The 25,812-nt window shown below is 40.1% G+C and carries 15 protein-coding genes and 1 pseudogene; 6 read left to right on the forward strand and 10 right to left on the reverse strand.

All coding sequences use genetic code 11. The features are described 5' to 3' along the window. Window positions 1–91 precede the first annotated feature (91 nt). Window positions 92–1,477: a purine-cytosine permease family protein gene (locus WDJ61_RS16955; protein ID WP_338751873.1), complete on the reverse strand. Its 1,386-nt coding sequence runs from the start codon at window positions 1,475–1,477 to the stop codon at window positions 92–94. 344 nt (window positions 1,478–1,821) lie between these two features. Between WDJ61_RS16955 and WDJ61_RS16960 the strand changes: the two are divergent. The 3 genes and pseudogenes from WDJ61_RS16960 to WDJ61_RS16970 form a co-directional block, all read left to right on the forward strand. Continuing rightward, a pseudogene (locus WDJ61_RS16960) lies at window positions 1,822–1,926 on the forward strand (hypothetical protein); the annotation flags it as partial. Window positions 1,927–2,058: 132 nt separating this feature from the next. Then, complete coding sequence (locus WDJ61_RS16965; RefSeq protein WP_338754826.1) at window positions 2,059–2,868, forward strand: methyl-accepting chemotaxis protein; 810 nt, start codon at window positions 2,059–2,061, stop codon at window positions 2,866–2,868. 151 nt (window positions 2,869–3,019) lie between these two features. Beyond that, window positions 3,020–3,442, forward strand: a complete 423-nt coding sequence (locus tag WDJ61_RS16970) for a hypothetical protein (RefSeq protein ID WP_338751875.1) — start codon at window positions 3,020–3,022, stop codon at window positions 3,440–3,442. A gap of 117 nt (window positions 3,443–3,559) precedes the next feature. On the opposite strand, the gene WDJ61_RS16975 is transcribed toward WDJ61_RS16970, so the two are convergent. After that, a complete protein-coding gene (locus WDJ61_RS16975; protein WP_338751877.1) occupies window positions 3,560–5,722 on the reverse strand; it encodes a 5'-nucleotidase C-terminal domain-containing protein in 2,163 nt (720 codons plus the stop codon). A 303-nt stretch (window positions 5,723–6,025) separates the two neighbouring features. On the opposite strand from WDJ61_RS16975, the gene WDJ61_RS16980 reads away from it, so the two are divergent. Then, window positions 6,026–7,711 (forward strand): HAMP domain-containing methyl-accepting chemotaxis protein, encoded by a 1,686-nt coding sequence (locus WDJ61_RS16980; protein WP_338751879.1) that lies wholly within the window; start codon window positions 6,026–6,028, stop codon window positions 7,709–7,711. Window positions 7,712–7,815: 104 nt separating this feature from the next. Here WDJ61_RS16980 and WDJ61_RS16985 read toward each other — a convergent pair whose 3' ends face one another. The 3 genes from WDJ61_RS16985 to WDJ61_RS16995 form a co-directional block, all read right to left on the reverse strand. Further along, window positions 7,816–9,036, reverse strand: a complete 1,221-nt coding sequence (locus WDJ61_RS16985; RefSeq protein ID WP_338751882.1) for an S-layer homology domain-containing protein — start codon at window positions 9,034–9,036, stop codon at window positions 7,816–7,818. Between the two features lie 304 nt (window positions 9,037–9,340). Continuing rightward, complete coding sequence (locus WDJ61_RS16990; protein WP_338751884.1) at window positions 9,341–14,092, reverse strand: endonuclease; 4,752 nt, start codon at window positions 14,090–14,092, stop codon at window positions 9,341–9,343. A gap of 98 nt (window positions 14,093–14,190) precedes the next feature. Continuing rightward, window positions 14,191–16,929 carry a 5'-nucleotidase C-terminal domain-containing protein gene (locus WDJ61_RS16995; RefSeq protein ID WP_338751886.1) on the reverse strand — a complete coding sequence of 913 codons (2,739 nt, stop codon included), beginning with the start codon at window positions 16,927–16,929 and terminating at the stop codon, window positions 14,191–14,193. A gap of 472 nt (window positions 16,930–17,401) precedes the next feature. Between WDJ61_RS16995 and WDJ61_RS17000 the strand changes: the two genes are divergently transcribed. Continuing rightward, window positions 17,402–17,893: a competence protein ComK gene (locus WDJ61_RS17000; RefSeq protein WP_338751888.1), complete on the forward strand. Its 492-nt coding sequence runs from the start codon at window positions 17,402–17,404 to the stop codon at window positions 17,891–17,893. Window positions 17,894–17,991: 98 nt separating this feature from the next. On the opposite strand, the gene WDJ61_RS17005 is transcribed toward WDJ61_RS17000, so the two are convergent. The 3 genes from WDJ61_RS17005 to WDJ61_RS17015 all read right to left on the reverse strand — a co-directional run bounded on the left by WDJ61_RS17005 (window position 17,992) and on the right by WDJ61_RS17015 (window position 22,860). Beyond that, window positions 17,992–20,400, reverse strand: coding sequence for an S-layer homology domain-containing protein (locus WDJ61_RS17005; RefSeq protein WP_338751890.1), 2,409 nt, complete (start codon window positions 20,398–20,400; stop codon window positions 17,992–17,994). A 393-nt stretch (window positions 20,401–20,793) separates the two neighbouring features. Next, entirely contained in the window at window positions 20,794–22,308 is a 1,515-nt protein-coding gene (locus tag WDJ61_RS17010) for a flotillin family protein (protein ID WP_338751892.1), read from the reverse strand. 15 nt (window positions 22,309–22,323) lie between these two features. After that, window positions 22,324–22,860 (reverse strand): NfeD family protein, encoded by a 537-nt coding sequence (locus WDJ61_RS17015; RefSeq protein ID WP_338751894.1) that lies wholly within the window; start codon window positions 22,858–22,860, stop codon window positions 22,324–22,326. Between the two features lie 421 nt (window positions 22,861–23,281). On the opposite strand from WDJ61_RS17015, the gene WDJ61_RS17020 reads away from it, so the two are divergent. Then, window positions 23,282–23,839: a TetR/AcrR family transcriptional regulator gene (locus WDJ61_RS17020; RefSeq protein ID WP_338751896.1), complete on the forward strand. Its 558-nt coding sequence runs from the start codon at window positions 23,282–23,284 to the stop codon at window positions 23,837–23,839. A 236-nt stretch (window positions 23,840–24,075) separates the two neighbouring features. Here WDJ61_RS17020 and WDJ61_RS17025 read toward each other — a convergent pair whose 3' ends face one another. Together WDJ61_RS17025 and WDJ61_RS17030 are read right to left on the reverse strand one after the other, a co-directional pair. Then, window positions 24,076–24,357, reverse strand: a complete 282-nt coding sequence (locus WDJ61_RS17025) for a cupin domain-containing protein (protein WP_338754827.1) — start codon at window positions 24,355–24,357, stop codon at window positions 24,076–24,078. Window positions 24,358–24,386: 29 nt separating this feature from the next. Next, entirely contained in the window at window positions 24,387–25,802 is a 1,416-nt protein-coding gene (locus WDJ61_RS17030) for an MATE family efflux transporter (protein WP_338751898.1), read from the reverse strand. Window positions 25,803–25,812: the final 10 nt, after the last annotated feature.

Raw genomic sequence — 25,812 nt, forward strand, 5'->3', positions numbered from 1 at the left:
ATATATGAACAAAATGAAACGATAGACCAAAAAACCCTGCGACATATTCCATCCGCAGAGCTTTCGACAAAACTCGAGTGGTGCCAGGCACCTAAGCTATATATTCATCTGTACCGATGTCTTCGGCTGTTTTTTTGCTGTAGTATTTACCTTTTGTCGCGACCGCTAGCACCACGGTTAGAATGAAGGCAAGTATGGCAGCGAAGAAGGCAGCGATGTTTTGCAGGAAGATACCCATATATCCGAAAGCCGCGATCGACCCGACAATGCTGGCGATAATAAGAGAACCAACGCCCACCGGATTCCAAGCGTATAAATACTCTTGCCGATGTTCAAAGTATCTTGGTCCAATTTTCAACATCCTCTTCACCACTATGGCATCTGACAAAAGAACCGCTGCCCACGATAAAAGAAACACGCCTTGGAAAGTGAGCAAACTTCCAATATGATTTAACACCCCACCTAACATTAAAACGATGGCCATAATCGATGTAAAGACGACCCAAAAGTTCCGACTCGGCTTAAAATTGAAGACATTTTCAAAAAAATTCGCTAACGATAACGAACTGCTGTACAAGTTCGTTATATTAATTCGCAATTGCGTTAAAATGGTAAATAGCGCACCGCCAATCCCAAGAATTTGTACGAAATAAATACCTGGATTCTCTTCCCCCATTTGCACACCAAACCAAACGCCAATGCTCCCCATCACTAAGAAACAAACAAGCTGCGGCAAAAAACCAACCGCCAACACCCCAATGGTAAACTCCTCTTTTTTAATAAATCTCGCATAATCAGAAACGAGTAGTGCCATGATGCCAACAAGTCCATTCATAATTCCGATACAAGCAAGCAACGAAGCTCCGCCCACTCCTCCTCCTTCTGGAAGAAATGCCCATATACTTCCTTCAAAAGTGGAATGTTTCGAAACGAGGAAAAAACCCGCACCAAGCAGTACAACAAACAGCGGCAATGACCATTTCTGTAGCTTATCCAATTGTTTAATGCCAAACCAGTTAAGCGGAATCACGATCAAGCCGAAGAACACCATCAACCCCCAAATCGGGATGAAAGACACGTACTCATGAACGGCCGCTGCCATAATCGACCCTTCAATCGCACAATACATAATAAAATTAGTGGCATATATTAATGAAGTAATTGATGCACCAAAATAGCCAAAGCCCCCACCCCTAGCCATTAAATTAACGTTCAAGCCAGACTTTGCTGCATAATAACAAATACCTATTCCTAATACTCCAGCCACAATCGTTGCATACACTTCAGCAATTAATGCATTGACTGCCCCAAATTGAATCGCCATTAAACTGCCCATTTGAATGAAAAGCATCGCTGTCGCTACCCCTAAAGTGACATTAGTAATGCTTAACCACCCCATCGACCGCCCCTCAACCGGTACTTTCTCTAAAGCAAAATCATCCTTCTTCTCCTCATGAGGCTTTAAAATTTCAACCATATGAGTACGCCCCCTTTGTTTTTTTGACCTCTGACTGCCCCCCCAACTTTCCCCCTTGTTCAGCTAACTTCTAAAGAACCTGTGATCGTTGACGAATATATACAAGCAAACGCCGTGCCAAAATACTGAATATTCAAAAAAATAAAGCGTATACTCCTCTCAACTAACCTTTCAAAAACAAATACCTCTCCTTCTCCCAACTGAAACGACGCAAAACTACAAGTCCAATTGCAAAACTGCAAGAAACAAAGGAATAGATGCTTTGTCCCACTCCTTCCTTTCACTGATCGTCGTTGCACCCCTAGTCGACAAAAACCGGGGAGTGACAGACGCTTAAGGAAGTAAATCGTTTAGCTGAAGCGGTTGCGGAATGTAATTTAACGCAGTCCATTCAATCCGAGAGCCAGGATGAGTTTGGGCAGATGATCGGTCATTTAAACAAGATGAAAGACAATTTAACGGATATCGTGTATCAGTTAAACGATCAAGCGAGCCAAGTTGCCGCAACGAGTGAAGAGCTTTCTGCGAGTGCCATGCAAACGAGCAAAGCGACTGAGCAAATCTCTAGCTCCATTCAGGAAATGGCTTACGGGGCAGAAGTCCAAGCGAACAACGTGAACACTTCTCATACAATTACGGTAGAGATGGCTGAACAAATGGAACAAGCCAAGCTTTCTGTCACCTCCATCACCGATGCCATCGAGCACACAAATTCGAAAGCGGAATTAGGCTACAGCAAAATTAATGAATCGTTAAAGCAAATTCAACATATAGATGAAACTCAGTGCGCCACGGCAGACAAGATGAAGGAGCTTGGGCAAAAGTCAACAGAAATTGGGCAAATCATTGACTTCATCACCGCTATTTCTACGGAAACAAACTTGCTGGCTTTAAATGCCTCCATCGAAGCCGCGAGAGCAGGAGAACATGGAAAAGGATTTGCGATTGTCGCCAATGAAGTGAAAAAACTAGCTGAACAATCCAATCGGGCAGCTGACAGTATCAAAAGCTTGATCGTGGATATTCAAACCGTTTCGCTGAATGTCACTGAAGCAATGAACACGAGTACAGAGGCCGTTAAACAAGGGCTTAGCGTATCCAATGAAACAGGTGTGTATTTCAATGACATCGTCGACATGATCAAGGAAATAAAAGAACAGTCTGCTACTGTATCAATGATGATCAAACAAGTCACTGAGAGCACGCAGCAATTAAACCAGGGAATGGACGAAATCAATCAACTTGGGATTCAATCTGCGGCGAATACCCAAAATGTGGCCGCAGCAGCTGAAGAACAAAATGCCGCCATGGATGATATCTCAGCTAGCGCCCACTCACTGAGCCAGCTAGCAGACGAACTGCAAGCATCTGTTAGTCGATTTAAAATGTAACATGTAGTATTTGACAGCTGTCGCTATTTAAAGCAAAATCCTCTCACTTCCCTAGTGGAATGGAGAGGATTTTTTGTTGGTTTTAAAGAAGCACAATTAGGCTACTATCGCATACATTGCAAATAGGCAGAATGAAAGGAGATTCAATCATATGGATTATACAGATTACTCTCAGCATTACCCATTCCCGTTAGAAGATGATGAGTACAGACAAACCCCTGTTCAAGGGCCACCAGGATTTCCAGGAGGGGGAATGCCACCCGGACAACAGCCAGGTTTCCCAGGCGGTGGATTTGGTCCTCCTGGGCAGCAACAACAAGGAGGAGCCCCCACTTCCCCTCCTCCTTCGTTTACTCCGCAGCAATCCCAAGCAACAACATTTGCCGTTGATCCAGGAGCCATCCGCGGCTGCTTGTTCCGTCATACGTATATCTGGCTCCGGAACGGCCGCAGCTTCTGGTTTTACCCAACATTTGTTGGCAGAACATCGGTAGCTGGCTGGCGCTGGCGGAATTGGCGCTGGACATATTATGGTACAGACTTAAACAGAATAAGCTCTTTCCGATGCTTCTAATCATTTTAGCAAATCCTACAGCCAATTTCGTGTCTACAACATAATGAAAAACAGCCCTGTAGAGATGTCGCTCTCTACAGGGCTGTTTCACTTCAACCAATACATCGGTTTCTACATTTATTTAGCTACGTCCACAATACGTCCTTCGATTTGCGGATTAACTGTTCCTAAGCTCTTCACATGATCTCTAAGGTTTTCCCAATCGGATAAACCAAGATCTGTTACGCGACCTTCTTCATAAACTTTCTTGAAGACATCATAGCCGTCTCCACCTTTTGCTGTGAAGGCATTTGTTGCGACTGTGTACTTTTCTGCAGGTTGAATTTCTTCATAAGTGCCATCTGGCTTTTTATAAGAAATCGACACTACTCGCTCACCTGCTGGTTTAGAAGAGTCATATTTTACTTTTGCTCCTGAGACATGTAAGAAGCCGCCGTTTTCCTTTGGTAAAGCTTTTACACTTGTTTCAAACGCTTCTTTCAACTCAGCACCTGTCACTTCCATAGTTGCTAACGTGTTACCGAATGGAAGAACATTAATCACTTCACCCACTGTGATCGGTCCTTGATCAATAGATGTGCGGATACCGCCACCGTTTTGCAGTGCCATCACGACTTTTGGATTATACTCTTTCGCTTTTGCAAGCATGCCGTCCGTAATTAAGTTCCCAAGTTCTGTTTCGTTTTTACGAACACTTGGCTGTGTATCATCACTTGAAGTACGTGGGTTATCTAACTGCTTTTCTGCCGTTCCCCCAGTAGGTGTGTTTTTGACTTCATTGATTTTGGCTGTGTATGGTGCTAGTAGTGCCTTCGTTTCAGCATCTTCTTTTTGATCTTTAATTTCGATCAACTGACCAGCTTGTCCAACCACTTTTCCGTTCTTGTCGAATTCAACATCTAATGTACCTAAAAACTTGTTGTACTGATCGGCTTGAACAATAACCGTTGGATCTTTTACTTTGCCCGTTTCATCTTTGTTCACTACAGTCGGTTCGCTTAATTTTGTATGGCTGTGTCCACCAACGATGACATCAATGCCGTCTACTTGAGTAGCTAATGTTAAATCATTATCGACCGCGGCATTGTCATCATAACCGATATGAGAAACAGCTACGATTTTGTTAACACCCATTCCTTCAAACGCTTTCACCGCTTTTTCCGCTTCTGCAATGTAGTTTTCAAATTCTACTTTGTTCGCGCTAGAGATATCCTTCGTTTCTGCCGTCGTCAACCCGAAGAATCCAACCTTTTCACCGTCCACTTCTTTGACGATTCCGTTGTAGATTTTTCCGTCTTCAGGTTTACTAGAAATCGTATCGCTGAATAATCCTTTGAATTTGTCATCCTTGGAGAAATCGACATTGGAGCTAACAAACGGGAACTTAGCCCCTTCGATAAAGTCTACTAATGCTTGATGGCCTTCAGGACTGGAACCAAGGTCGAATTCATGGTTACCAAACGTCATCACATCGTAGCCCATCAGATTCATAAGCTTTAAATCTGCTTGACCTTTAAATTCATTGAAATATAGTGTGCCAGAGAAGACATCCCCTGCATCGACTAATAGCGCATCTGGCTTTTCAGCACGCACTTCTTTAATCGCCGTCATTTTTTTCGGGGTATTCTCGATATTGGCATGCGTATCGTTCGTATGCATTAAGGACAAGGTAAAATTGTTCTCTAGTTTTGAAAGCTTATGTAAGAAAATCGCGTATTCACCGCGTGTAATATCGTCCGTTGTCCCAAAAGAATTGGCTGTTTTACCTGACGTGATGTCATGTTTCACAAGTGCACTAACGGCATCCTGATAACGAGAAGGAACGTCTGTAAAAGGAAGTTTCGTATCGTCTCCTTTTAAATCATATGCTTCCGCTAGCATGAGTGCCGCTTCACCGCGTGTAATGTTTTGATCGGGAGCAAATTTCGTCTCTGTTTTCCCATCTATGATTCCCGCTTTCTTTAAAGCATTGACATAGCCTTTCGCACGAGCAGGTACATCTGTAAAACCAGCATCTTCAACATTTTCAGTGTCGAGCTTTAACGCCTTCGCTAGCATCACCGCAGCATCAACACGTTTAATAGAAAGAGTCGTACCAAATGTTGTGTCCGTCATGCCATCCGTGATTTTATTACTAATGAGGTAATCCACTGCCTCTTTATAATCTTTAGATACATCTGTAAATGAAGCAGCTGATGCAGGTGTAACCGCTGTAGCTACAAGCGTAACTGTTGCGGCAGAAACGACAAATTTGCGATGCGATTTTGATAGGTAACCCATACACTCAATTCCTCCAATTTTGATAAATGTAAGTTTGAACATGTACTTCCTTAGTAAAAATTCTACCATCAATACCTCTTATCTACAATATTGAGAATTACATAGAAAACCATATCACAAGTACTAGATGAGTATTGTAAAAATATTGTATAAAAACTGTGAACTTTAGTAATTTACTCGCCTCTCCTGCTCTGTAATGGATTGAAAAGCCTTTACAAATTCTTTACAATCAAAGTAAGATATCCACCTATATTACTAGGTCTTTTATATCGAAATCTATATTTTTAATAAGGAGTGCTTGTTTTGTCAATTAAATTAAGAAGCTTTCTTTCTTTCGGTCTCATTTTTCTATTGTTAATGTTTCTTTGGATGTATCAACAGCAAAATTCGAGTTCTCAAATTGAGCAAATACAAACGATTAAAGATCGAACCTTGCAAACATCCCTATTATCAGATGAGCTGAAGTTATCAGTCGTGCAGGTCCAGCAGTATTTATCTGATATTAGTGCAACTAGAGGACAAAATGGGCTAGACGATGGATTTGAGCAAGCGAAAAAGTATAGCGACGTTTTTTATCATGATATTCAAACACTGAAAGAACTGAATCCAAATGATGTTGAAAGACTAAACTCAATTGAGCAATCTTTTCAAATCTACTATGCTTTAGGGCAGAAAATGGCCAATCAGTATGTCAAACACGGTCCGCAAAAAGGAAATCAAATCATGCTTGAATTTGATAAAGCGGCAACAGATATTAACGATAAGGTGAATGTCTTCCAACAAGAAAACACAGAGAAAATCACACAGTCCATTGAAGACATTGAACAACTTATTCAAAAGAATACCGTCTTTTTTAACTGGATGATTGCCATCGTTTTTGTCATTGGCGCTATCGTTGCTATTTTCCTAAGTCGGTCCATTATTGCCCCACTTCATCGATTAATTCTCTCAACAGAGGCCATTGCTAAAGGTGATTTGAATCAATCCGTCTCTTTGCAATCAAAAGATGAAGTTGGGACATTATCACAATCTTTTGAGCAAATGCGAATCCAACTAAGTAAATTGATCCAAAAAATTGATACGACCTCAAAAGAAATCGTCTCCTCATCCGAACAATTAACGACGAGCGCAGGCAAAAATGAAAAAGCGACGGAAGAGATCACTTCTGCAATGCAGGAAGTCGCTTTTGTAACAGAAAGGCAAGCAACCGATTCTTCTAACTCTTCACGCTTTATTTCAGAGGTTTCTCAAGGAATGACTCAAGCCGCTCAAGCCATTCAAACGGTGACAGATTTAGGCCAACATGCCAAATCTAATGCGGGACAAGGAAATCAAGTCGTACAAGAAACGTTAAAACAAATGAATCAAATTCATCAAAAAGTAGATAGCACCTTTGAGGTCATTCAACGACTTGATCAGAAATCAAGAGAAATCGATCAAATTATCTCGATCATCACTGATATTGCTAACCAGACAAATCTATTATCATTAAATGCAGCGATTGAATCAGCACGGGCTGGAGAGCATGGGAAAGGATTTGCTGTTGTCGCTGGTGAAGTGAAACAGCTAGCGGAACAATCCGAGCAATCTGCCAATGAAATTCGCAAATTAATCGAAGAAATCCAACTGGAATCTAAAAACGCCATTCAATCGATGAAAGAAGGCATAGCGGCTGTGCAAGGTGGAATGAATTTAACCGCACAAACAGATGATTCCTTCAACGAGATTGCTAAACTTATTGAAGATATCTCCGTTCAAAACCATGAGGTCTCCGCTGTCGTCGAACAAGTGAATGCTAGCACCGGTGGCATTGTCGAAATGATTCAGCGTATGACCCATACATCAGAAGAATCAGCTGCTAATGCACAAAATGTAGCGATTGCTGCTGAAGAACAACATACATCAATGAAAGATATCTCCTCCTCAGTCGAAGGACTTAGCAACATGGCTAATGACTTAAAGAAGCTAGTCAATCAATTTAAACTATAAATGAATAAATAAAATAAAAAGCGCCAAGCCCCCTCAATCATTTAAGGGAAGCTTGGCGCTTTTTTCATTCGACAAAAATCGGGTAGGTAGTGACAGGCACCCTCTTATTCCTTTATGGATGCGTCTGTCGGGTTAATTTCAGTCACGTATTCATCTAGGTTTGTTTTAATTAAGAACTTATAGTAGCCTTTATTTGTTCCTTCGTGTTTGATTGACTTGACATACTCACGTTTGTTCTCCCAATTCCATGGATCTTCAATCACTGATTTCAAATAGTGTTCCGCTTGTTTTACTGTTAATTTAAATGGTGCTTCTTTAATAGAATACTCTTCCCAGTCTTTGATTTTCCACTTGCCATTGGTATTCACTACAGTCCAAACGGCTGTATAAGCTTCATCCATTCCATGTGGGTAACGTACTTTCACCTTGATCTTCTGGTTACTGCGTTCCATAATCTCATACGGAAGCCCCGTATCATACACCTCATTATACATGATCCAATCGCATTCCGTGCATGAGTTATTATAGTATTCTTTCATAAAGCCATCCACAATGGCTGTTTCAGCATAAGGAAGCAATTCTGCTCGAACTTTTGAGAATGGTGGCCTCTTAGCTGAAACATTCTTATAATACCCAACAACCATATCGGCTTTGTTCTGTACTTCCCTAATTAAATTAAAGATTTCCTCATCATTATATTGGCTTACTGACTTTTTCTGATGAGCACGATATAAGAATAAAGCCATTTGCTGACGTGTTAATTTATCATTTGGTGAGAAAGTAGTAGCCGTTGTCCCAGTTGTCACACCGTTACGGACTAACGCATCAATATAAGGAGTCGCCCAATGTCCTTTAGGTACATCTTTAAATGGAGTGACGGCATTTGCATTCGTTTTATAGTTGAAGCTTAACGAAATCATCTTCGCCATTTGCGCTCGCGTTAATACTTCATTCGGCTTGACCATACCATTCGAATAGCCAGAAATAATCCCTCGCTCTGCCAAAGCCGCAATGGAGTCATAGCGAACGTTGTCTTTTGTTACATCACGAAATCCAGGATGATCACTTTCTAACTCTAATCCAAGCATCGCAGTGATCATATCAGCTGCATCCGCACGCGTCACCAATTTATTAGGCGCTACCTTGAATGAATTCTCATCTTCTGATACAAGTACCCCTTTTGCCGTCAAACTCCAAATCGGCTCGTAAAAACGATTGTTCGACTTGATGTCTGTAAACGGCTCAGCAGCTGCTTGCGCTTGATTCATAGGTACCGCTGTGCAAAAAAGTAAAACTGATAAAATAAAAATAATTGCCTTTTTCAATCTTACCCCTCCAAATATCTTTTTATCAAACTAATAAAAAAAGTCCAACAAGAACATTATACTCATTTGATTGTAATATACTATCCTTCTCTTCAATTTTTATGGAAAAAAATTAAAAATATACCATGATTCTAATCTTCTATTCTACTAGTCAGCAATCGATCACCTCTAGAAAACAAAAAGAAAAGCCCTGCAGGCATGTCTCCGCAGAACTTTTCGAAAAACACATATCTAACTTCTAATTGCTTTCTTCTTAAACAGTAACTTCTTCACCATTCGACAAAAACCGAGGAGTGACAGGCACCTACCAGATCATTTCTGCCCATTCTGGATGATCAATGAATGGGTTGCGGTTGCCTTGCCATTTTTGTATGACGTTGTTGCGGTTTTTCTCGAAGTTGTCGACCGGGTCTTGTTCGTGCCATTCTAATAGGACGGATTCTTTGCCATGGTACGGATTCTTTCCGTTATTGAGTTTCTCATTTAACTCCAAGTCGACACGATCTCCGTTTTCATAGCGTACAGTCATGTAAAAAAGCATTCTGGCAACATCGCCTTTCACACGATCAGGTGGCTCCCATGAATTAGCTGTTTTGAAGCAGCCATCACAATTCTTAACAGGACTTCCACCATTGTCAAAGTCTAAACTTCCTCTCGTGCTATTGATCGTTACATCTGTCGGACGCAAGTGGTGGATGTCTGTACCAGGGCCTCTGCTTGTTCCGAAATCGCCATGTGATTTTGCCCAAACATGCTCTCGATTCCAATCTCCCACATCTCCACCAGCTGCACTTTTCGGACGAGATTTCCCAGAGTAAAGCAAAATTACATTGTTCGGATTAGCAGGATCTTCATCGGTTTCTTTCAGTGCTTCCCATACTTGATCATAAGAAAGCTGCGTATGGTCATCGATAATTTCATGTAGGGATGCTTTCAATTCGCTTCCTGTTTTTCCATAGGCATCTTTATAATAATCATCAACCGGTGTTTCTTCTCCTTTTACCGTAACGCCAAATCTCGCCGTTTCGCTAGCCTTTCCATCTGTAGCAGTGACCGCAACCATATGGGTTCCTTCTTCAAGTGCTAATGTAAGAGTAGCTGTTTTCGGATCAATACTCCCTTTCGTCGATGTGAATGTTAATGGATCATTATCAGGGTCAGAAAAATAATCGGATAATGGCAGGGAAATCGTTTCTCCTACTTTTACCGTCTGATTCTCAAAATCCTTTTTTAACACAGGAGCTTTGTTTTCTTCTGGCAAAGAAGGAGAGCCGATTGGCTCTCCTTTTGAATCTGTGAATTTAATAGAATCAGGTGTGGCGCCATTCTCGTATTTAATATTTTTGATGTTTTCAGCACCTCTGATTTCTTTGACATTCGTTCCATCAATGATGACTTCACTTACTTCGGCACCTTTGAAATCAATAATGGCACCTTCATTTTTCGGTTTGATCGTTACTTTTGTCGTTTTCAGGCCGGCACCTTTAAGTTCGGCATAAGCACTTGTTAAGTAAATACCTTCAGTAATAACGGATGATTCATCAAGATCAATACCAACGCTTGGTGATTGAATAGTAAGCTTTTTCGTTTTAAAGTTTTTTAAGTTGTAAACTTTTTCAGGAGTGATCGGAGCAACTTCTCCATCATCGGCCAAACCAACTTGAACTAATAATGGATCATGGTCACTTGCACGACCTGCCATATCTGTAAAATCAGCATTGACATGAAGAATATCCACTTCTGTTTGATCGACTAAGTTATTTGATACTAAAATATGGTCTAATACTTGAGAGTTTCCTTGATATACATATGTGTAACGATCAGACTCTTCCACTTTATTGATCATATTTGTCATATGTTCGCCTTCGTGGATTTTTAACGCTTCAGTGAATTGGAAGTCATTAAAGTCGCCAAGAGAGACAATGTTTGCATTTGGATTTTCTGTTTTCACATCTTTAATAAAGTCGGATACGACAGTAGCAATTTGCTTACGTTGTACTTCACTTCCGTAAACAGGCGGCTGTTGTGAACCGAATAACGGCGTATCTCCATTTTTTGAGTTCCAGTGGTTGGCAATAACAATGACACTTTCCCCTTGGAAATCAAATTGAGCAGCTAATGGTTTACGACTACTATTAAATGCCGAGTTTGTTGGATCAATACGACCAGGGTTATGCGTTAACTTTCCATCTTTATAATCAACCGCAGTTGTTGCATTTCCAGCTGGCATACCTTCCGTCAATGATACGCGCTCAGGATTGTATAAGAATCCCACACGGATATTCGCTCCTGGTTGACCACCATCTTGGTCGTTCTCTGGATCAATATTGACATACTTATATTCTGGTCCGCCTGCTTTTTTAATCTCAGTGATCAATCGTTGATAACTTTGGTCTGCCTTTGAATCACCAGCATCAGGACCATTGTTATCTTGCACTTCTGTCACACCGACAATATCAGGGCTTTTCATATCATTGGCAATCGCTCTTGCTAATTTTTGTGCTTTATCATCTGTTGTCGTTTTTGAATTATTTGAGAAATTCTCTAAGTTATAAGAAGCGATAGTTAGTTTCTCATCATCTTTCACAATCTTTGTTTGCTCTGGTTTTGCCTCGCCTTTTACATGAGCCGCTTTCATCTCATCTAAGGAAACGTAAATTTTGTAGTTTTGAAATGAATAGCCGACAACGCCTGTGATCGGCCCTTTAAATTTATCGCCTGTTGCGACTTCAAAGTCACGTGCTTGACTGTTCGGCTCTAAACGGAATTGGATACGATCTGCATTTTGTTTATCTTTTTCTAAGAGAACTCCACCATGTAGCGAGTTTGTTTGCTTACTTTCAAGAACAGTGACAAGATCCCCATGTTCTTGTGGAGCTACAGCTTTTACATTACCCACTTCTATACGCATACCTTCTAAGCTTTCCCAGAAGTCAATCGCATCTACATTAGGGTTAAATTCAGCTAAATGATCGCTATCAACATGTTGATTTGGCAGGTTCTTTTCGTCAATGACGATTGGTTTTGGTAAGTCTACACCTGATTGGATGACTTCCACATTCCCACCTTGATCATTACGAACATTGATTTGTGTTGTTTTCATATCTGTTTTTTGACGATCAGGGAATCCATCAATCGCATACTCACTCACTTTACCAGTGACGGAAACTAGATCGCCCACCTTGATCGGCCAAGCATTTTTGCCGCTATAAAGGATCATTCCTTCAGATGTTTTTGGATCATTGTCTACTTTTTCATCTGGTGTTTGGATGTGGTAATAAGTAGAACCGCCTAAAACAAATGAATAAGTGACAATCCCTTCAATATTCTGAACTGTCTGTCCATCAAATGATGATTGATGACTAGCTCCTTGAATATCATGAATTTGGAGACTATCTGTAACTTTATAGTCAAACGTTTTTACTTCGCTGTACTTCCCGTCGGCTGCCTTTACAACAGCTTTAAGCGTAGTGTCAGCTGTAATTTCGATTGGTGCTTCGTATTTCACACCCTTTTCGATTGGGTCTGTCCCATCTACTGTGTATAAAATATCAGCATTAGGCGTATTTGTAGATAAATTAACCGTTGTACCACCTACAAATGTTCCGCTACCCGGATTAGCAAAAACTGGTTGAACAACTGAGCTATCTGCTACGATATCTTGTTGTGAGCGCGGGATGATTTGGTACGTATCTTTAAATTGCGAAACAATTCCTGTAATGGAATCATATTTTGTATTTGCCGCTAGACCCAAATTGCCGTTTTCATCACGAATCGTCACCGTTTCCCCGTCTACTGTACCTGAGTAGTTACCTGAACCAAGGTCAGCCGTAATAGTCACGTTTTTAATTTTTGCTAATTTGGACTCATTCTCTTCTTTGACTTCACTAGCTGTAATTTCTAAAGGCTCGGGAACACCTACATTGTCACCTTTTGTCTCGATAGTAGCTGGCTCCATTTGCAACAGACTATTATACTCTTTCAACGTCCCTTTCAACGTTACTTCATCGCCAAGTTCAACATTTAGTGACGTTGGACGAACAGCAATCGCTCCTGTTTCATCTTGCATATGAATCGTGTTTTTTAGCTTAGCTGTTACAACACCTTTGACAACTACTTCCTGACCTTGAGCTTTTGTGCGTGCATCTGCGATTGACATCACTTGAACAGGATCTGCTGCTGCAACTTGTTCAGTCGCCTTACTAGTCGCCGTAGAGCTATTATCTCCACTAATAACTACCTGAATAAATTTCCTTTCTTGAGCTGCCGTTAATGGTAAGGTTGCTTTTGTAGCACCTTCAATATCTGTGTAAGTGCCATCAGCTGCATCAGCCACTTGCCATTGGTACTTTACATTCGTTGCTCCTTCATTGGCTGCTGCAGTTAACTTTTCCCCTACTTTGGCTGTTCCTGTGATTGTAGCGGATGTTACGTCTACCGGTTCAGTTGGTTCTGGCGGTGTTGAGCCGTCCATTTCATGAGAGCCTAAATTAGAAACATCATCTTTAGTGGAACTATTCCACTCAGTAGCTACAAATGCGTCCTCAATATTTGTATCACCGGATATGACGGAGCTTTTACGGACGAGTGTAACGTCTGCACCAAAATTATTTTTTGATCCGTTAGCCTGCCCAATAGAGTCTACAACGGCTCCATCCTTTCTTAAAACAACTGGATCATCTCCATTAAAATTAACGACTGTAGAATTTTCTAGATCCCCCTGCTTCTTTATTTCTGGTGCTGCATCCTTATGATAGATCACATACGTATCATTACTTTCTAATGTTCCAGTTAAATTCACCTTATTAGTTGCAGTAGTAGCTCCATTTGAGTGCATTTCAAGTGTATAGGTACTTAAATCAATTTCTTTCCCTGTCCCATTGTAAAGTTCAATCGCCTTGTTAAAGCTGCTTCCTTCAATATACTCCGAAATAATCAAGTCAGTGGCGGTTGTTGCAGCCTTTGCTGTTAATGGAAAAGCAGGTACTAGCAAACTTGTAGCTAAAGTGGCTGATAAAACGCTATTGAGCGTTTTTTTCCATTTCTTCTTGCTCATGAATGATAATCTCCTCTTTTTATTGAATTTTTTATATGACTATTCCAGTAAAACTGCAAAGCCCTCTGCTTATGCAGCGGAAGACTTTGCTTATCAAGTTATAGAATCGTTTCTCCATCTACCGTGATATTACTTAGTAGACTCGTAGTGTCTCCTGTAACAGCAGAAAGGTCTAAATTTCCTTGTACTTTAATGTTGGAAATATCGATCGTGTCGTTCAATGTTCCAATTAAGATTAAATCACCTTTAATTTCTGCATTTGCTAACTTGGAAACATTTGTAATATCAACAATAATGCTACCTTCATGTACTTTCGGTGCATCAGGTGTACCACTAAAATCTTCAGGAGCAACTTCTACTGGTCCAGACTTAGCTACATCAACAATACGTCCTTCAATTTTGGGGTCAACAGTTCCTAAGCTCGTCACATGATCTCTAAGATTCTCCCAATCGGATAAACCAAGATCCGTTACGCGACCTTCTTCATAAACTTTCTTGAAGACATCATAGCCGTCTCCACCTTTTGCTGTGAAAGCATTTGTCGCCACTGTGTACGTTTCTGCATCTTGAATTTCTTCATAAGTACCATCTGATTTTTTATAAGAAATAGAGACGACACGCTCGCCTGCTGGTTTAGAAGAGTCATATTTTACCTTTGCTCCTGATACGTGTAAGAAACCGCCATTTTCAATTGGATACGTTTTCACACTTGTTTCAAATGCTTCTTTTAACTCAGCCCCTGTCACTTCCATAGTTGTCAATGTGTTGCCAAATGGAAGAACATTAATCACTTCACCCACTGTGATCGGTCCTTGATCAATAGATGTACGAATACCGCCACCGTTTTGAAGTGCCATCACGACTTTTGGGTTGTACTCTTTCGCTTTTGCAAGCATGCCGTCTGTAATTAGGTTACCCAATTCAGTTTCATTTTTACGTACACTTGGCTTTGTATTATCGCCACCCGTACGTGGATTTTCTAAAGCTTTTGCCGCTGTTGCTCCAGTCGGTGTGTTTTTGAGTTCATCGATTTTGGCTGTGTATGGTGCTAATACTGCCTTCGCTTCTTCATCTTCTTTTTGATCTTTAATTTCGATCAACTGACCGGCTTGTCCAACCACTTTTCCGTTCTTATCGAATTCCACATCTAATGTCCCTAAAAATTTATTGTATTGATCGGCCTGAACAATAACTGTTGGATCTTTTGCTTTGCCCGTTTCATCTTTGTTCACTACAGTCGGTTCACTTAATTTTGTATGACTATGTCCACCGACAATCACATCGATGCCGTCTACTTGAGTAGCTAACGTCAAATCATTATCGACTGCTTCATTGTCATCATAGCCAATATGAGAAACGGCTACGATTTTGTTGACACCCATGTCTTCAAATGCTTTCACTGCTTTTTCTGCTTCTGCAAGATAGTCCTCAAATTCTACCTTTTCAGGACTTGAAATATCCTTTGTATCTTGCGTCGTCAACCCGAAAAACCCAACCTTTTGACCATCCACTTCTTTAACGATGCCGTTGTAGATTTTTCCGTCTTCAGGTTTACTAGAAATCGTATCGCTGAATAATCCTTTCAATTTGTCATCCTTAGAGAAATCGACATTGGAGCTAACAAACGGGAACTTAGCCCCTTCGATAAAGTCTGCTAATGCTTGATGGCCTTCAGGACTAGAACCTAAATCAAATTCATGGTTACCAAACGTCATCACATCGTAGCCCATCAAATTCATCAATTCGAGATCTGCTTTTCCTTTAAATTCATTGAAATATAGCGTTCCAGAGAAAGCATCACCCGCATCCACTAAAAGTGCATTCGGTTTTTGAGCACGTACTTCTTTAATCGCTGTCATTTTTTTAGGTGCATTTTCGAGATTGGCATGCGTATCGTTCGTATGCATTAACGACAATGTAAAATTTGGGTCAGGGGTTGGATTTGGATTTGGAGGATAAACAATGTCTTCATCCTTTATTGTAAAAGGAACTTCTTGTGATACACCATTAAGCGTTACTTTCATCGTGTATGTTCCCGCAGAAAGCCCTGTGAATTCAGCTGTTGCTTTTCCATCAACTACTTTTACTTTTTTCGTTGCCGTCGTTTGACCATTGTGAAGTACTTCTATTGTTGCTTCAGCATTTTCTGGTGCATTCTCAAATGAAACAGTCACTTTAGCTGTTCCGGCAGATGGAGTAGTTACTTCTGGCTTATTTACAATAACTTCTTTATCTTTTTCAATCTTTGAAAGCTTATATAAGAAAATCGCGTATTCACCGCGTTTAATATCGTCCGTTGTACCAAAAGAAGTGGCTGTTTTACCAGACGTGATGCCATGTTTCACAAGCGCACTAACGGCATCCTGATAACGAGAAGGAACGTCTGTAAAAGGAAGTTTCTTATCGTCTCCTTTTAAATCATACGCTTCCGCTAGCATGAGAGCTGCTTCGCCGCGGGTAATGTTTTGATCGGGAGCAAATTTCGTCTCTGTTTTTCCATCTACAATTCCCGCTTTCTTTAAAGCATTGACATAGCCTTTCGCACGGGCAGGTACATCTGTAAAACCAGCATCTTCTACATTTTCAATGTCTAGCTTTAACGCCTTCGCTAGCATCACCGCAGCATCAACACGTTTAATAGAAAGAGATGTACCAAATTTTGTGTCCGTCATACCATCCGTGATTTTATTGCTAACGAGGTAGTCAACTGCCTCTTTATAATTCTTAGATACGTCTGTAAAGGAAGCAGCCAACGCAGGTGTGATCGCCGTAGCTACAAGCGTAGCTGTTGCGGCAGAAGCGACAAATTTACGATGCGATTTTGATAGGTAACCCATACACTCAATTCCTCCAATAATAAATAATAATATTTTAAAAGGGATTTTCTTTGGATAGATGTCCCCTCACAAAGCATGAGAAATTAAACTATCTAAAAAAACGATAGCTTATCACCATTTCTAATAAACTCCCAAAGAATCCATTACACATACATTAATTATATTTAAGTGGTAAACCACCCAGTTAAAAACATAACATACGCATCATGTAAATGTTGTAAAACTATTGTAAATGATGGATTAGCAAGGAGGTGATCCCTAATATATATGGGTTTTTTCACTTGTTTTTGTTGGTTAATTACAGCAGTTGTCCGAACAACCTTTACAATTGATTTACAATCAACACAAATAACAATAAAGCGATAGTTTTTTGAATTTGAATAATTTTTACAATATTATAACAATTATGTCATGGTTATAAATAACTATCACTGATACAATAAGGGTGAATTGATCAAAGGGGGTAGGAAAAGTGGAGGTAATTGAAAAATATGAAGTAGGTACTAAGACTATGTTGCTTGTAGAGGAATATCATCTAGATTACAACACAATCATTCATGATGTAGATGGTGTTTATTGTACGAAACAAACGGTGAAGTCGATTTTGAATGAAGCTTGCCTTGAAAGAGCTAGTACATATGACGGACGCATTCAAGCTGCTCGCACAGTAACTCCTTATATGAAGAAAACACCTTTGATGATTTGCCTCATTGAAAAGATTTATGCCTTCCCTACTATTGGACCAACTAATTACGGTTGTGTTTGGCCCTTTCCTGAAAATATCCTCGGCGTCCAAGAAGAAGGAAATGGGAGATTAAGAGTCGAATTCATCAACGGAACCTCCACATCGATTAAATGCTCCCTTCATACCTTCAATACACAAAAAGAACGGGCCATCTGCAGCATGAATCAATTCTCTACTAATTTGTTTCGCCAGTTAAAGGAGAGAATTCTCTTTATTTAAGAAAGAAAAACGTATCATAAAAAAATAAAGCAGCTGGAGAGAAACGAGTCGCTTCTCTCCAGCTGCTTTTATGACTACAGTCAACCTTGTATGTTCAATTATTCAGTTACGTTCACTGTCAATTTGAATACAGGGTCGATTTTAACCGTTGATTTCACAGGGTTTCCGTTAACCATTTTTGTTACTTCGATTTCTTTAACAAAAACGGTTGTTGAACCTTTTGTTAATTTTGTTGGCGTACCGTTAGCATCAGTTTCTACAACGCCGCTGTCAGAAGATACTACAGTCACACCAGTTACTTCTCCAGCTGCTACCGTCGCACCATCAAGTTTAATGATGTTAGCAATCGCATTGTTGAAGCTATCTGTTGATTTTAGATTTACTGTTGTAGAAGTAAATTCAATCTTAGCTTGTTCTGTTGTATCAACTACTTTGAACGTATGCGTTTTAATGACTTTCTTGTCTAAAGTGACTTCAACTGTGTACTCTTCACCAGCTTTAGCGTCTTTTCCAAGTGTAATCACATTTCCTGCTACGCCTACTTTAGTGCTATCTGCTGCTAAAGCTTTACCGTCTTTATCTTTCACTACTACTGTTGCACCTGTCTCTTCTTGAATAGCAAGTCCGCTATTATCAACAGAAAGAGTAGAAACAGTCATTTTGTTCTTGGCATCTTTTGTATTGATGTCTAATTCATTTGCTAATCCACGAACATCGTAATGAGCAAATGCACCTGGTGCTTTTAATTCAACAGCAAGTTCAGTTTTCACTTCACCAGCTTTGATTTCAACAACGTATTTTCCAGCAGCTGCTGCATCTTTAGCTTTTACGTTAATTGTTGCTACACCTTTATCATCTGTAGTAACTGAAGCATCAGCTACCACATCTGTTTTGCTGTCTTTAACCGTCGTCTTAACTTCTTGGTTCACCATTGGGTTACCAAATTGATCAAGAACTGTTGCTTTTACATTAAGACCTGTTTGATCATTTGTTGATAAAGTAAGAGCTGATTGGTCTAGTTTCACTTCTTTAATTGCTACCGCTTCACGAACATCAAGTTCGATTGTTTGTGTGAACGCCACTTTGTCGCCATTTTTCACTGTTACTTTAATTGGTGCTTTACCAGTACCCATCACAGTGATTTGACCAGTTGATTTATCTACTACAGCTACACCTGTATTTAAAGATTCAAACTCTACTGTCGGATTAGTAATTTCTAAACCGAATTGGTCTTTCACTTGTGTGAAGATCTTCATGCTGTCTCCAGCGTGTACAACCGTATTTTGTTTGTAGTTTGCATCTGCAAAATTTGGCTTCGCCGCTGCAACTGTCCAGTTAGACAATGTTGTTGGAACTTCTTTATTGGCAGAAATAGTAGCTGTTTTACTTTCAGCAACCACTTTGTCATTTTCTTTATAAACAACTTTTACTGTCGTTGTTAAGCCTTCTTGAAGTGTGATCACCCCATTAGAAATGGCAGATTGTGCTGGTGATTCAAAAGAAAGACCTTGTGCATTTGCAGGATAGTTAGCTGTTACGTCTACACCATTCTCGTCTTTGATCACGTACTTAATTGGTGTTGCTTGTCCAGCTACTACTGTTTGATCTTCAACTAAGATCTCAGCTGGTTTCAGTGAACCTACAACAAGTTCCGAAGCAAGCTTATCTGTTCCCATTGTTACATCAAATGTATACGTTTGGTTAGCTTTTACACTTTCATAGAATTCAACTGTTGCTGATTTCTTATCTTCTGATAGTGTAATAGATTTAATTAATTGCTTTTGACCTGTTGCTTTGTTAGCTACAGCTACGTTTGCTTTATCAAGCTTATCAACTGGTTTGCTGAAAGTAACTTTAGCTGAAGTCGGGTTCATAGCTGCTACCGATTCAATTGCAACATCAGCAACTTCAAGTGTTTCCGCTCTATACAAGAATACAGCGAAGTCACCGCGATTAATGTTGTCAGCTGTTCCAAATGTCGTGTCTGTTTTACCAGACGTGATTTTATTTTTCAGTAAAGCATTAACTGCTGCTGTATAATTTTTGCCTACATCTGAGAAAGAATGATTTGTGCCTTCTCCATCTAACTTGTAAGCACGAGTAATGATAATCGCCATTTCACCGCGAGTTAAATTATCATTCGCACCAAATTTTGTTTCTGTTTTACCATTTAAGATACCAGCTGCTTTAAGCGCATTAACCGCACCTTTTGCACGAGCTGGAACATCTGTGAATCCAGCATCAGGAGCGTTTGTTGTATCAAGTTTAAGTGCATTCGCGATCATAACCGCTGCATCCGCACGAATGATTTCATTGTAAGTTCCGAACGTCGTGTCAGACGTACCTTTTGCAATCTCGTTATCTACTAAGTAATTTACTGCATCCTTCACGCGATCATTTACATCTGTAAAACCCGCTGCAAACGCTGGTGTTACTGCTGTTGCTACAAGAGTTGCTGTCGCAGATGCGGCAATAAATTTACGGTAAGATTTTGCTTGAAAACCCATTTATAAATCCCTCCAAATAGTTTATGAATACATACTTTTATATGTACTTTTTCCATCATGAGAATAAGGTGTTAACCTTTAAAAAATGAGGAACTATTACCAACGTAATCTTTTTAGACTACCAACCTTGCATTTATATTCCTCACTCTCCACTAAAATATAACTCTAGGATAGGAATTTTTCTATATTAAAATGGTGGATTTATTTCCATATTTATCAAAAACAGATTTCTTAACCCTTTATTTATTTATGTATAATAAAGTTGAAAACACCTTATAATGGCGGTATTGTGGGGGAAATAGCTTCACAGATACTAAAAAAAGAAGCAAACTAAATAAATAGTTTCCTTCTTTTTCCTTTTTATAATTTTTAAGTGATGTTAATATGCAACTACTACATCCCCCGACTTCCTTTTACCTCGTTCGTTAATTCGTCGATGCTATGCCGGACATTACCTTTTCCTGAAAGATTCTCTAATAGTTCTTTCACATCAATGCCCGCAGATGCTTTGAGAGATTCTTGCATCGTTGACATCAGATTTGTCGTATAGCCGGTGATTTTATTAGCTCCACCATTTTGGCTGTCACTGCCTGTATCAACGACGGTAATTTTGTCGATGTTTCCTAGAGGGCTAGCTACTTGCTTCGCATACTCTGGAAGCATTTTAATAACCATATCTAAGATGGCGGCTTCACCGAAATGTTCAAATGCTTCGGCGATTTTACGTTTTGCTTCAGCTTCAGCTAAACCTTTCATGCGAATAATGTCCGCCTCAGTTTCCCCGCTGGCCCGTTCCGCATCCGCTTTCGCCAATCCATCTAAGCGGATTTTTTCCGCTTCGGCCTTTGCCATTGATTCCACTCGATACTTATTCGCTTCGGCTTCTGCCATTTGCTTTGTTTTCTCCGCTAAGGCCGATTGTTCAACCGCATAGCGATCCGCATCCGCCTTTTTCTTCACTTCCGAATCATATTGACGCTCACGACGCTGGATTTCTTTTTCTTCCAGTTCGATTTGCTTTTGACGCTCAATAATCCGAATTTGCATTTCTTGTTCTGTCACCTCTTGTTTTGCACGTGCTGTTTCCAGATCATAGGCTTGGTCGGCTCGCGCTTTCGCCACATCTTGTTCCCGGCGATAATCGGCGACTTTTAATTGGTTTTCCTTCTCTGCTTCGGCAATCTCTGTCGCACGCTCTAATTCCGCTTTCTGTGCTTCTTTGGACGCTTCCGCTTTTTTAATACGCGTTTCCTTTTCTGCTTCCGCTGTCGCAATATCAGCATCACGTTTCACTTGAGCAATACGTGGTTTACCAAGAGAATCTAAGTAGCCATTTTTATCACGAACATCCTTAATCGTGAAGGAAACGATGATTAACCCCATCTTCGCTAAATCTTGTGAGGCGACACGCTGCACCTCTTGCGAAAACTTGTCGCGATTTTTATAAATTTCTTCGACGGTCATTGAACCTAAAATCGAGCGCAAATGACCCTCTAACACTTCTTTTGCTTCATTTTCACGATCATCTTTCGACTTTCCAAGAAATTGTTCAGCCGCTGTTGCAATTTCACCGATTGATCCGCCAATTTTGATAATTGCTGTTCCATCTGCCATGACCGGAACACCTTGTTCTGTGTACACTTCTGGCGTCGTCACTTCCAATTTACTTGACAATAAACTTAAAGGTTCTGATTGTTGAAATACCGGAAAAATGAAGGCACCACCACCACGAATAATTTTGATCTTATTTCCAGAGTCATCGACATGAACATTCTTGTTTCCTAAGTAACTACCCGTGACAATCAATGCTTCATCAGGCCCAGCTGTTTTGTATTTTGATACATATACCCCTATAAGAGCAATTAATAAAAATGCCACTACTCCGAGAACAATCCATATACTAGCCATTACAACAACCTCCTATTATTTATCTTGGAATATTGGATCGTATTCTTTCACATACAAGACGCCTTTCTGAACATCAATCACTAATACCGTTTTCCCCTCCGCAATCGGTTCATGGTCGAAACCACAAGCTGGCTTTGAAATCATCCCGCTGCTACTCTCAATAATGACTTCTCCAAACCCATCTTGAGGAATAGGGATAATCACCTTTCCCGTTCGCCCACTTAAGGATTCTTCTGTGTACACAAGAGACTCTTCCGCAGATGATAAAGGGATTAACACAAAGTAATAAAGTAAAAAATCCATAACGATAGCGACACCAATAGCTATTAGGAGGATATAAAGACTAGTTAAAGAAGAAAACGTTTCTAAGCAGTACCCAACAGCTGAAAATATCGTCACAAAAGCTAGTAGAACCGTAGGGTTGAAAAATGGAATCCCATCATCCGCTCCACTAAGCACATCTCCAAAAAGAATGTACAAAATGACCATAGATGCTGAGGCAATCAGAAGAAATAAATAAACAGTATCAATGGGGAAACCGAATAGCTCCAAACGCGAACCTCCTTTCATCGGTTATCTTTCAATAAGAATATACACAATTAACTTTATATTCTTACTTTTATATACGGAAACAGATGGATAGAAGTTTCACTTTTGTAAAATTTTTTAATTAAGACTCGGAAATCGAACAGCTCATACGACCTTGCCGAAAAACCGTTGAACAATTCATTATATTCAGTACAATTAATATGTAACTATAATCATACTTTTAGTTACTCGGATCATACCGCTAATTTTCCGGAAATCGGGTAGTAGAAAAGGACCCTACGCTATGTTGTAAGTGCCTTTTCGGACAGGGAATGGTGTTGTATGATGGAAGATATGTAGCTTTTTGTTTTTAGTTAGGAGTTTGCCATATTCGTCCATACATAATTTTTCAAGGTGCGAACCTTTTATTTAAGGAGGACTGGACATGAGAGAACGCATTATAAAAGCTTTTATTGAAGAGCTTCATGATAAAGGCATGAAGTTCACCATGGATGATTTAGCGCAGCGCATTGGTGTAAACAAACGATACATTTATCAACATTTTTCGTCGAAAGTTGAAATTTTGGAGTTAATCATTGACCAATCGTTATCGGAATTCACTGAAAAAACAGAACAAATTATGAATAATACATCTTTAAGCCTGATTGAAAAAATCAGACGAATTTGTACTTTGCTACCCACCCATTTTGAGTTGTGGGACTTCAAAATGTTGGAACAAATGAAACGCTATTACCCGGAGCAATGGACAAAAGTGAATGCTGCTTTGAGCGATTGGGAAGATCTGCGCTTGTTACTCGAAGAAGGTATTGAACAAGGTGAACTCATTGACATTAATACAACGCTCGCTGTAAAACTGATCATAGATGCGACCAATTCGATCTTTGATCAACGTTTTTATATGGAAAATAATATTACCTTGCCAGAAGCGCTCTCTTCCATTGTAGATGTATTATTGTTCGGCCTAGTCAAAAATAAATCATAATAACTAAAAAACGAGGCTGTCTGATCAGACAGCCTCGTTTTTTCTATCGAATGGGGGGAATCAGTCGGCAAAATGCTCTTTTTGGTCGGAATGGTGAGAAAATCAGTCACAAATCACTCCGAATTGGGCGGATATCCCGAAAAATCAGTCGCGAATCGCCAACAATCAGTCGCCCTCGTTTTTGTCTCTAAATAAATCATCTCAATATTCTGAATTCTAATCGCATAGACTGCTCCTTATTTCAAATGAAGTTCATGATTCATCTTATAATTCTTTTTCAAAAACTCTGGGCAATCCCATTCGCAGACAAGGTCTTTAGCTAAGGAAACGATCCAGCCCTTTGTCATATGATGTTTTTCTCCATCAACAGTAATAAACACTTCACCATCGGTCACATAGAAAACTTCCTGCTCTTCTACATGCCAAGTGCCTTTATTCGCTTCGCCTACCCATGGTTCCCAAGTGTCGACGCCTAATTGTTGTCCTTCTTCCATTGTTAATTTCTTCGCAAAAAACATGATGATCATCTCGCTTTCTTATAAATAGATTAGCTTGCTTTCGCTAGTTTGGTTGAATTCAAATGCTTAAATTCTTTTCGGATAAAGTAAATAGCAATGAGCACACCTGGAATTTCTGAAAGCGGAAAAGAGTACCATAAGCCCTCAACTCCCCAATATTGAGGGAAAATAAACATGAATGGGAATGTGAACAACAACATTTTACTCACATTAATAAACGTTGCGATCCAGTTTCTCTCTTGTGATTCGAAATAACCGGAGATCAGCAAGCTGACTGCATTAAGTGTAAACAAAGAATTGAATACCATGGTCGTCCAAACGCCCAGTTGATGCAATTCGGGATTACCACCGACGAAAAATGACACAATGGGATCGGCAAAAATGATCATGATCGCTGTCGAAATCACAAAGAAGGCAACCGTAAAAGTGAGTCCCATCTTAATGGCTTGTTTCACACGATCCAAATTTCCCGCACCGTAGTTGTAACTAATGATCGGTTGAAGTCCTGTCATCCCACCAAGCGCTGCTAAAGCAAGCAAGTTTGTAATGTAACCGTTTTGAATCGTGAAAGCGGCAACGTGCAGCCCACCACCGTAGCTTTGCAGTAAATTGTTGAAGAAAATAATGGCAAAGAACATCATGAACTGACTAGAAAAAGAGGCAAAGCCTGTCCAAGCCACTTCACCAATGGTCTTGAGATTCATCATCATATCTTTCAGTTTTGGCTTAAGCTTTGTTTTGCTGAACCAGAAATAAAAGATTAGTAGAGCAGGAATCGACTGAGAAATCGTATTGGCCCATGAGGAACCCATCATCCCCATGTCATAATTCACAATCATAATCCATTCTGTCACCCCGGCAACAACGGCTGCGACTAACCAACTGCTCATTGATAATACGGGTCTTCCATCGATATTGGTTAAAATACTTAGTACAACCGCCAATATCGTGATCGGCAATGAAATCCATAATAGACGGCTGTATTCCACCGCATATGGAAGCGATGCCTCACTTGCTCCGAATAAGATCATAATTTCATTTTCAAAGACCAACCCAAGTACAGCTATCAAAGTGGAGGCGAAAAGAGTAAACCATAAGGTCTGTCCCATAATGCTCCTCGCTTCTTCGATCTTCCCTTTTCCCATTCGAAGTGAAATGACCGCTCCAGCTCCCACCCCAAACAGAACGCCAATCATACGGGTAATCACCATCACCGTAAATCCAATTCCGATCCCTTCCACTTCTAGCTCCTGAAAGCCGCTGACAAAATAGCCATCGATAATCGATACAATTCCTAGAACCGCGTTAGCCATAATTCCTGTCAAAGCAAACTGTAAATATAGTAACGGAATACTTTTTGTTCCCAATACTGATTCATACGCTGGCTTATTCATTGCTTCTGCTTGTTTGACCTTTGGTGGCTGCTGGTTATCTACTTTTCCCATAAGCAGGTCC

This window comes from Bacillus sp. FJAT-52991, from assembly GCF_037201805.1.
Classification (GTDB): Bacteria; Bacillota; Bacilli; order Bacillales; family Domibacillaceae; genus Bacillus_CE; species Bacillus_CE kandeliae.

Bases quoted from the DNA above. Each gene is read 5' to 3' on its own strand.
- WDJ61_RS16970 (WP_338751875.1), top strand. From the start codon at position 3,020: ATGGATTATACAGATTACTCTCAGCATTACCCATTCCCGTTAGAAGAT.
- WDJ61_RS16995 (WP_338751886.1), bottom strand. From the start codon at position 16,929: ATGGGTTACCTATCAAAATCGCATCGTAAATTTGTCGCTTCTGCCGCA.
- WDJ61_RS16990 (WP_338751884.1), bottom strand. From the start codon at position 14,092: ATGAGCAAGAAGAAATGGAAAAAAACGCTCAATAGCGTTTTATCAGCC.
- WDJ61_RS16975 (WP_338751877.1), bottom strand. From the start codon at position 5,722: ATGGGTTACCTATCAAAATCGCATCGCAAATTTGTCGTTTCTGCCGCA.
- WDJ61_RS17010 (WP_338751892.1), bottom strand. From the start codon at position 22,308: ATGGCTAGTATATGGATTGTTCTCGGAGTAGTGGCATTTTTATTAATT.
- WDJ61_RS16955 (WP_338751873.1), bottom strand. From the start codon at position 1,477: ATGGTTGAAATTTTAAAGCCTCATGAGGAGAAGAAGGATGATTTTGCT.
- WDJ61_RS17005 (WP_338751890.1), bottom strand. From the start codon at position 20,400: ATGGGTTTTCAAGCAAAATCTTACCGTAAATTTATTGCCGCATCTGCG.
- WDJ61_RS17020 (WP_338751896.1), top strand. From the start codon at position 23,282: ATGAGAGAACGCATTATAAAAGCTTTTATTGAAGAGCTTCATGATAAA.
- WDJ61_RS17025 (WP_338754827.1), bottom strand. From the start codon at position 24,357: ATGTTTTTTGCGAAGAAATTAACAATGGAAGAAGGACAACAATTAGGC.
- WDJ61_RS16965 (WP_338754826.1), top strand. From the start codon at position 2,059: ATGGCTTACGGGGCAGAAGTCCAAGCGAACAACGTGAACACTTCTCAT.
- WDJ61_RS17030 (WP_338751898.1), bottom strand. From the start codon at position 25,802: ATGGGAAAAGTAGATAACCAGCAGCCACCAAAGGTCAAACAAGCAGAA.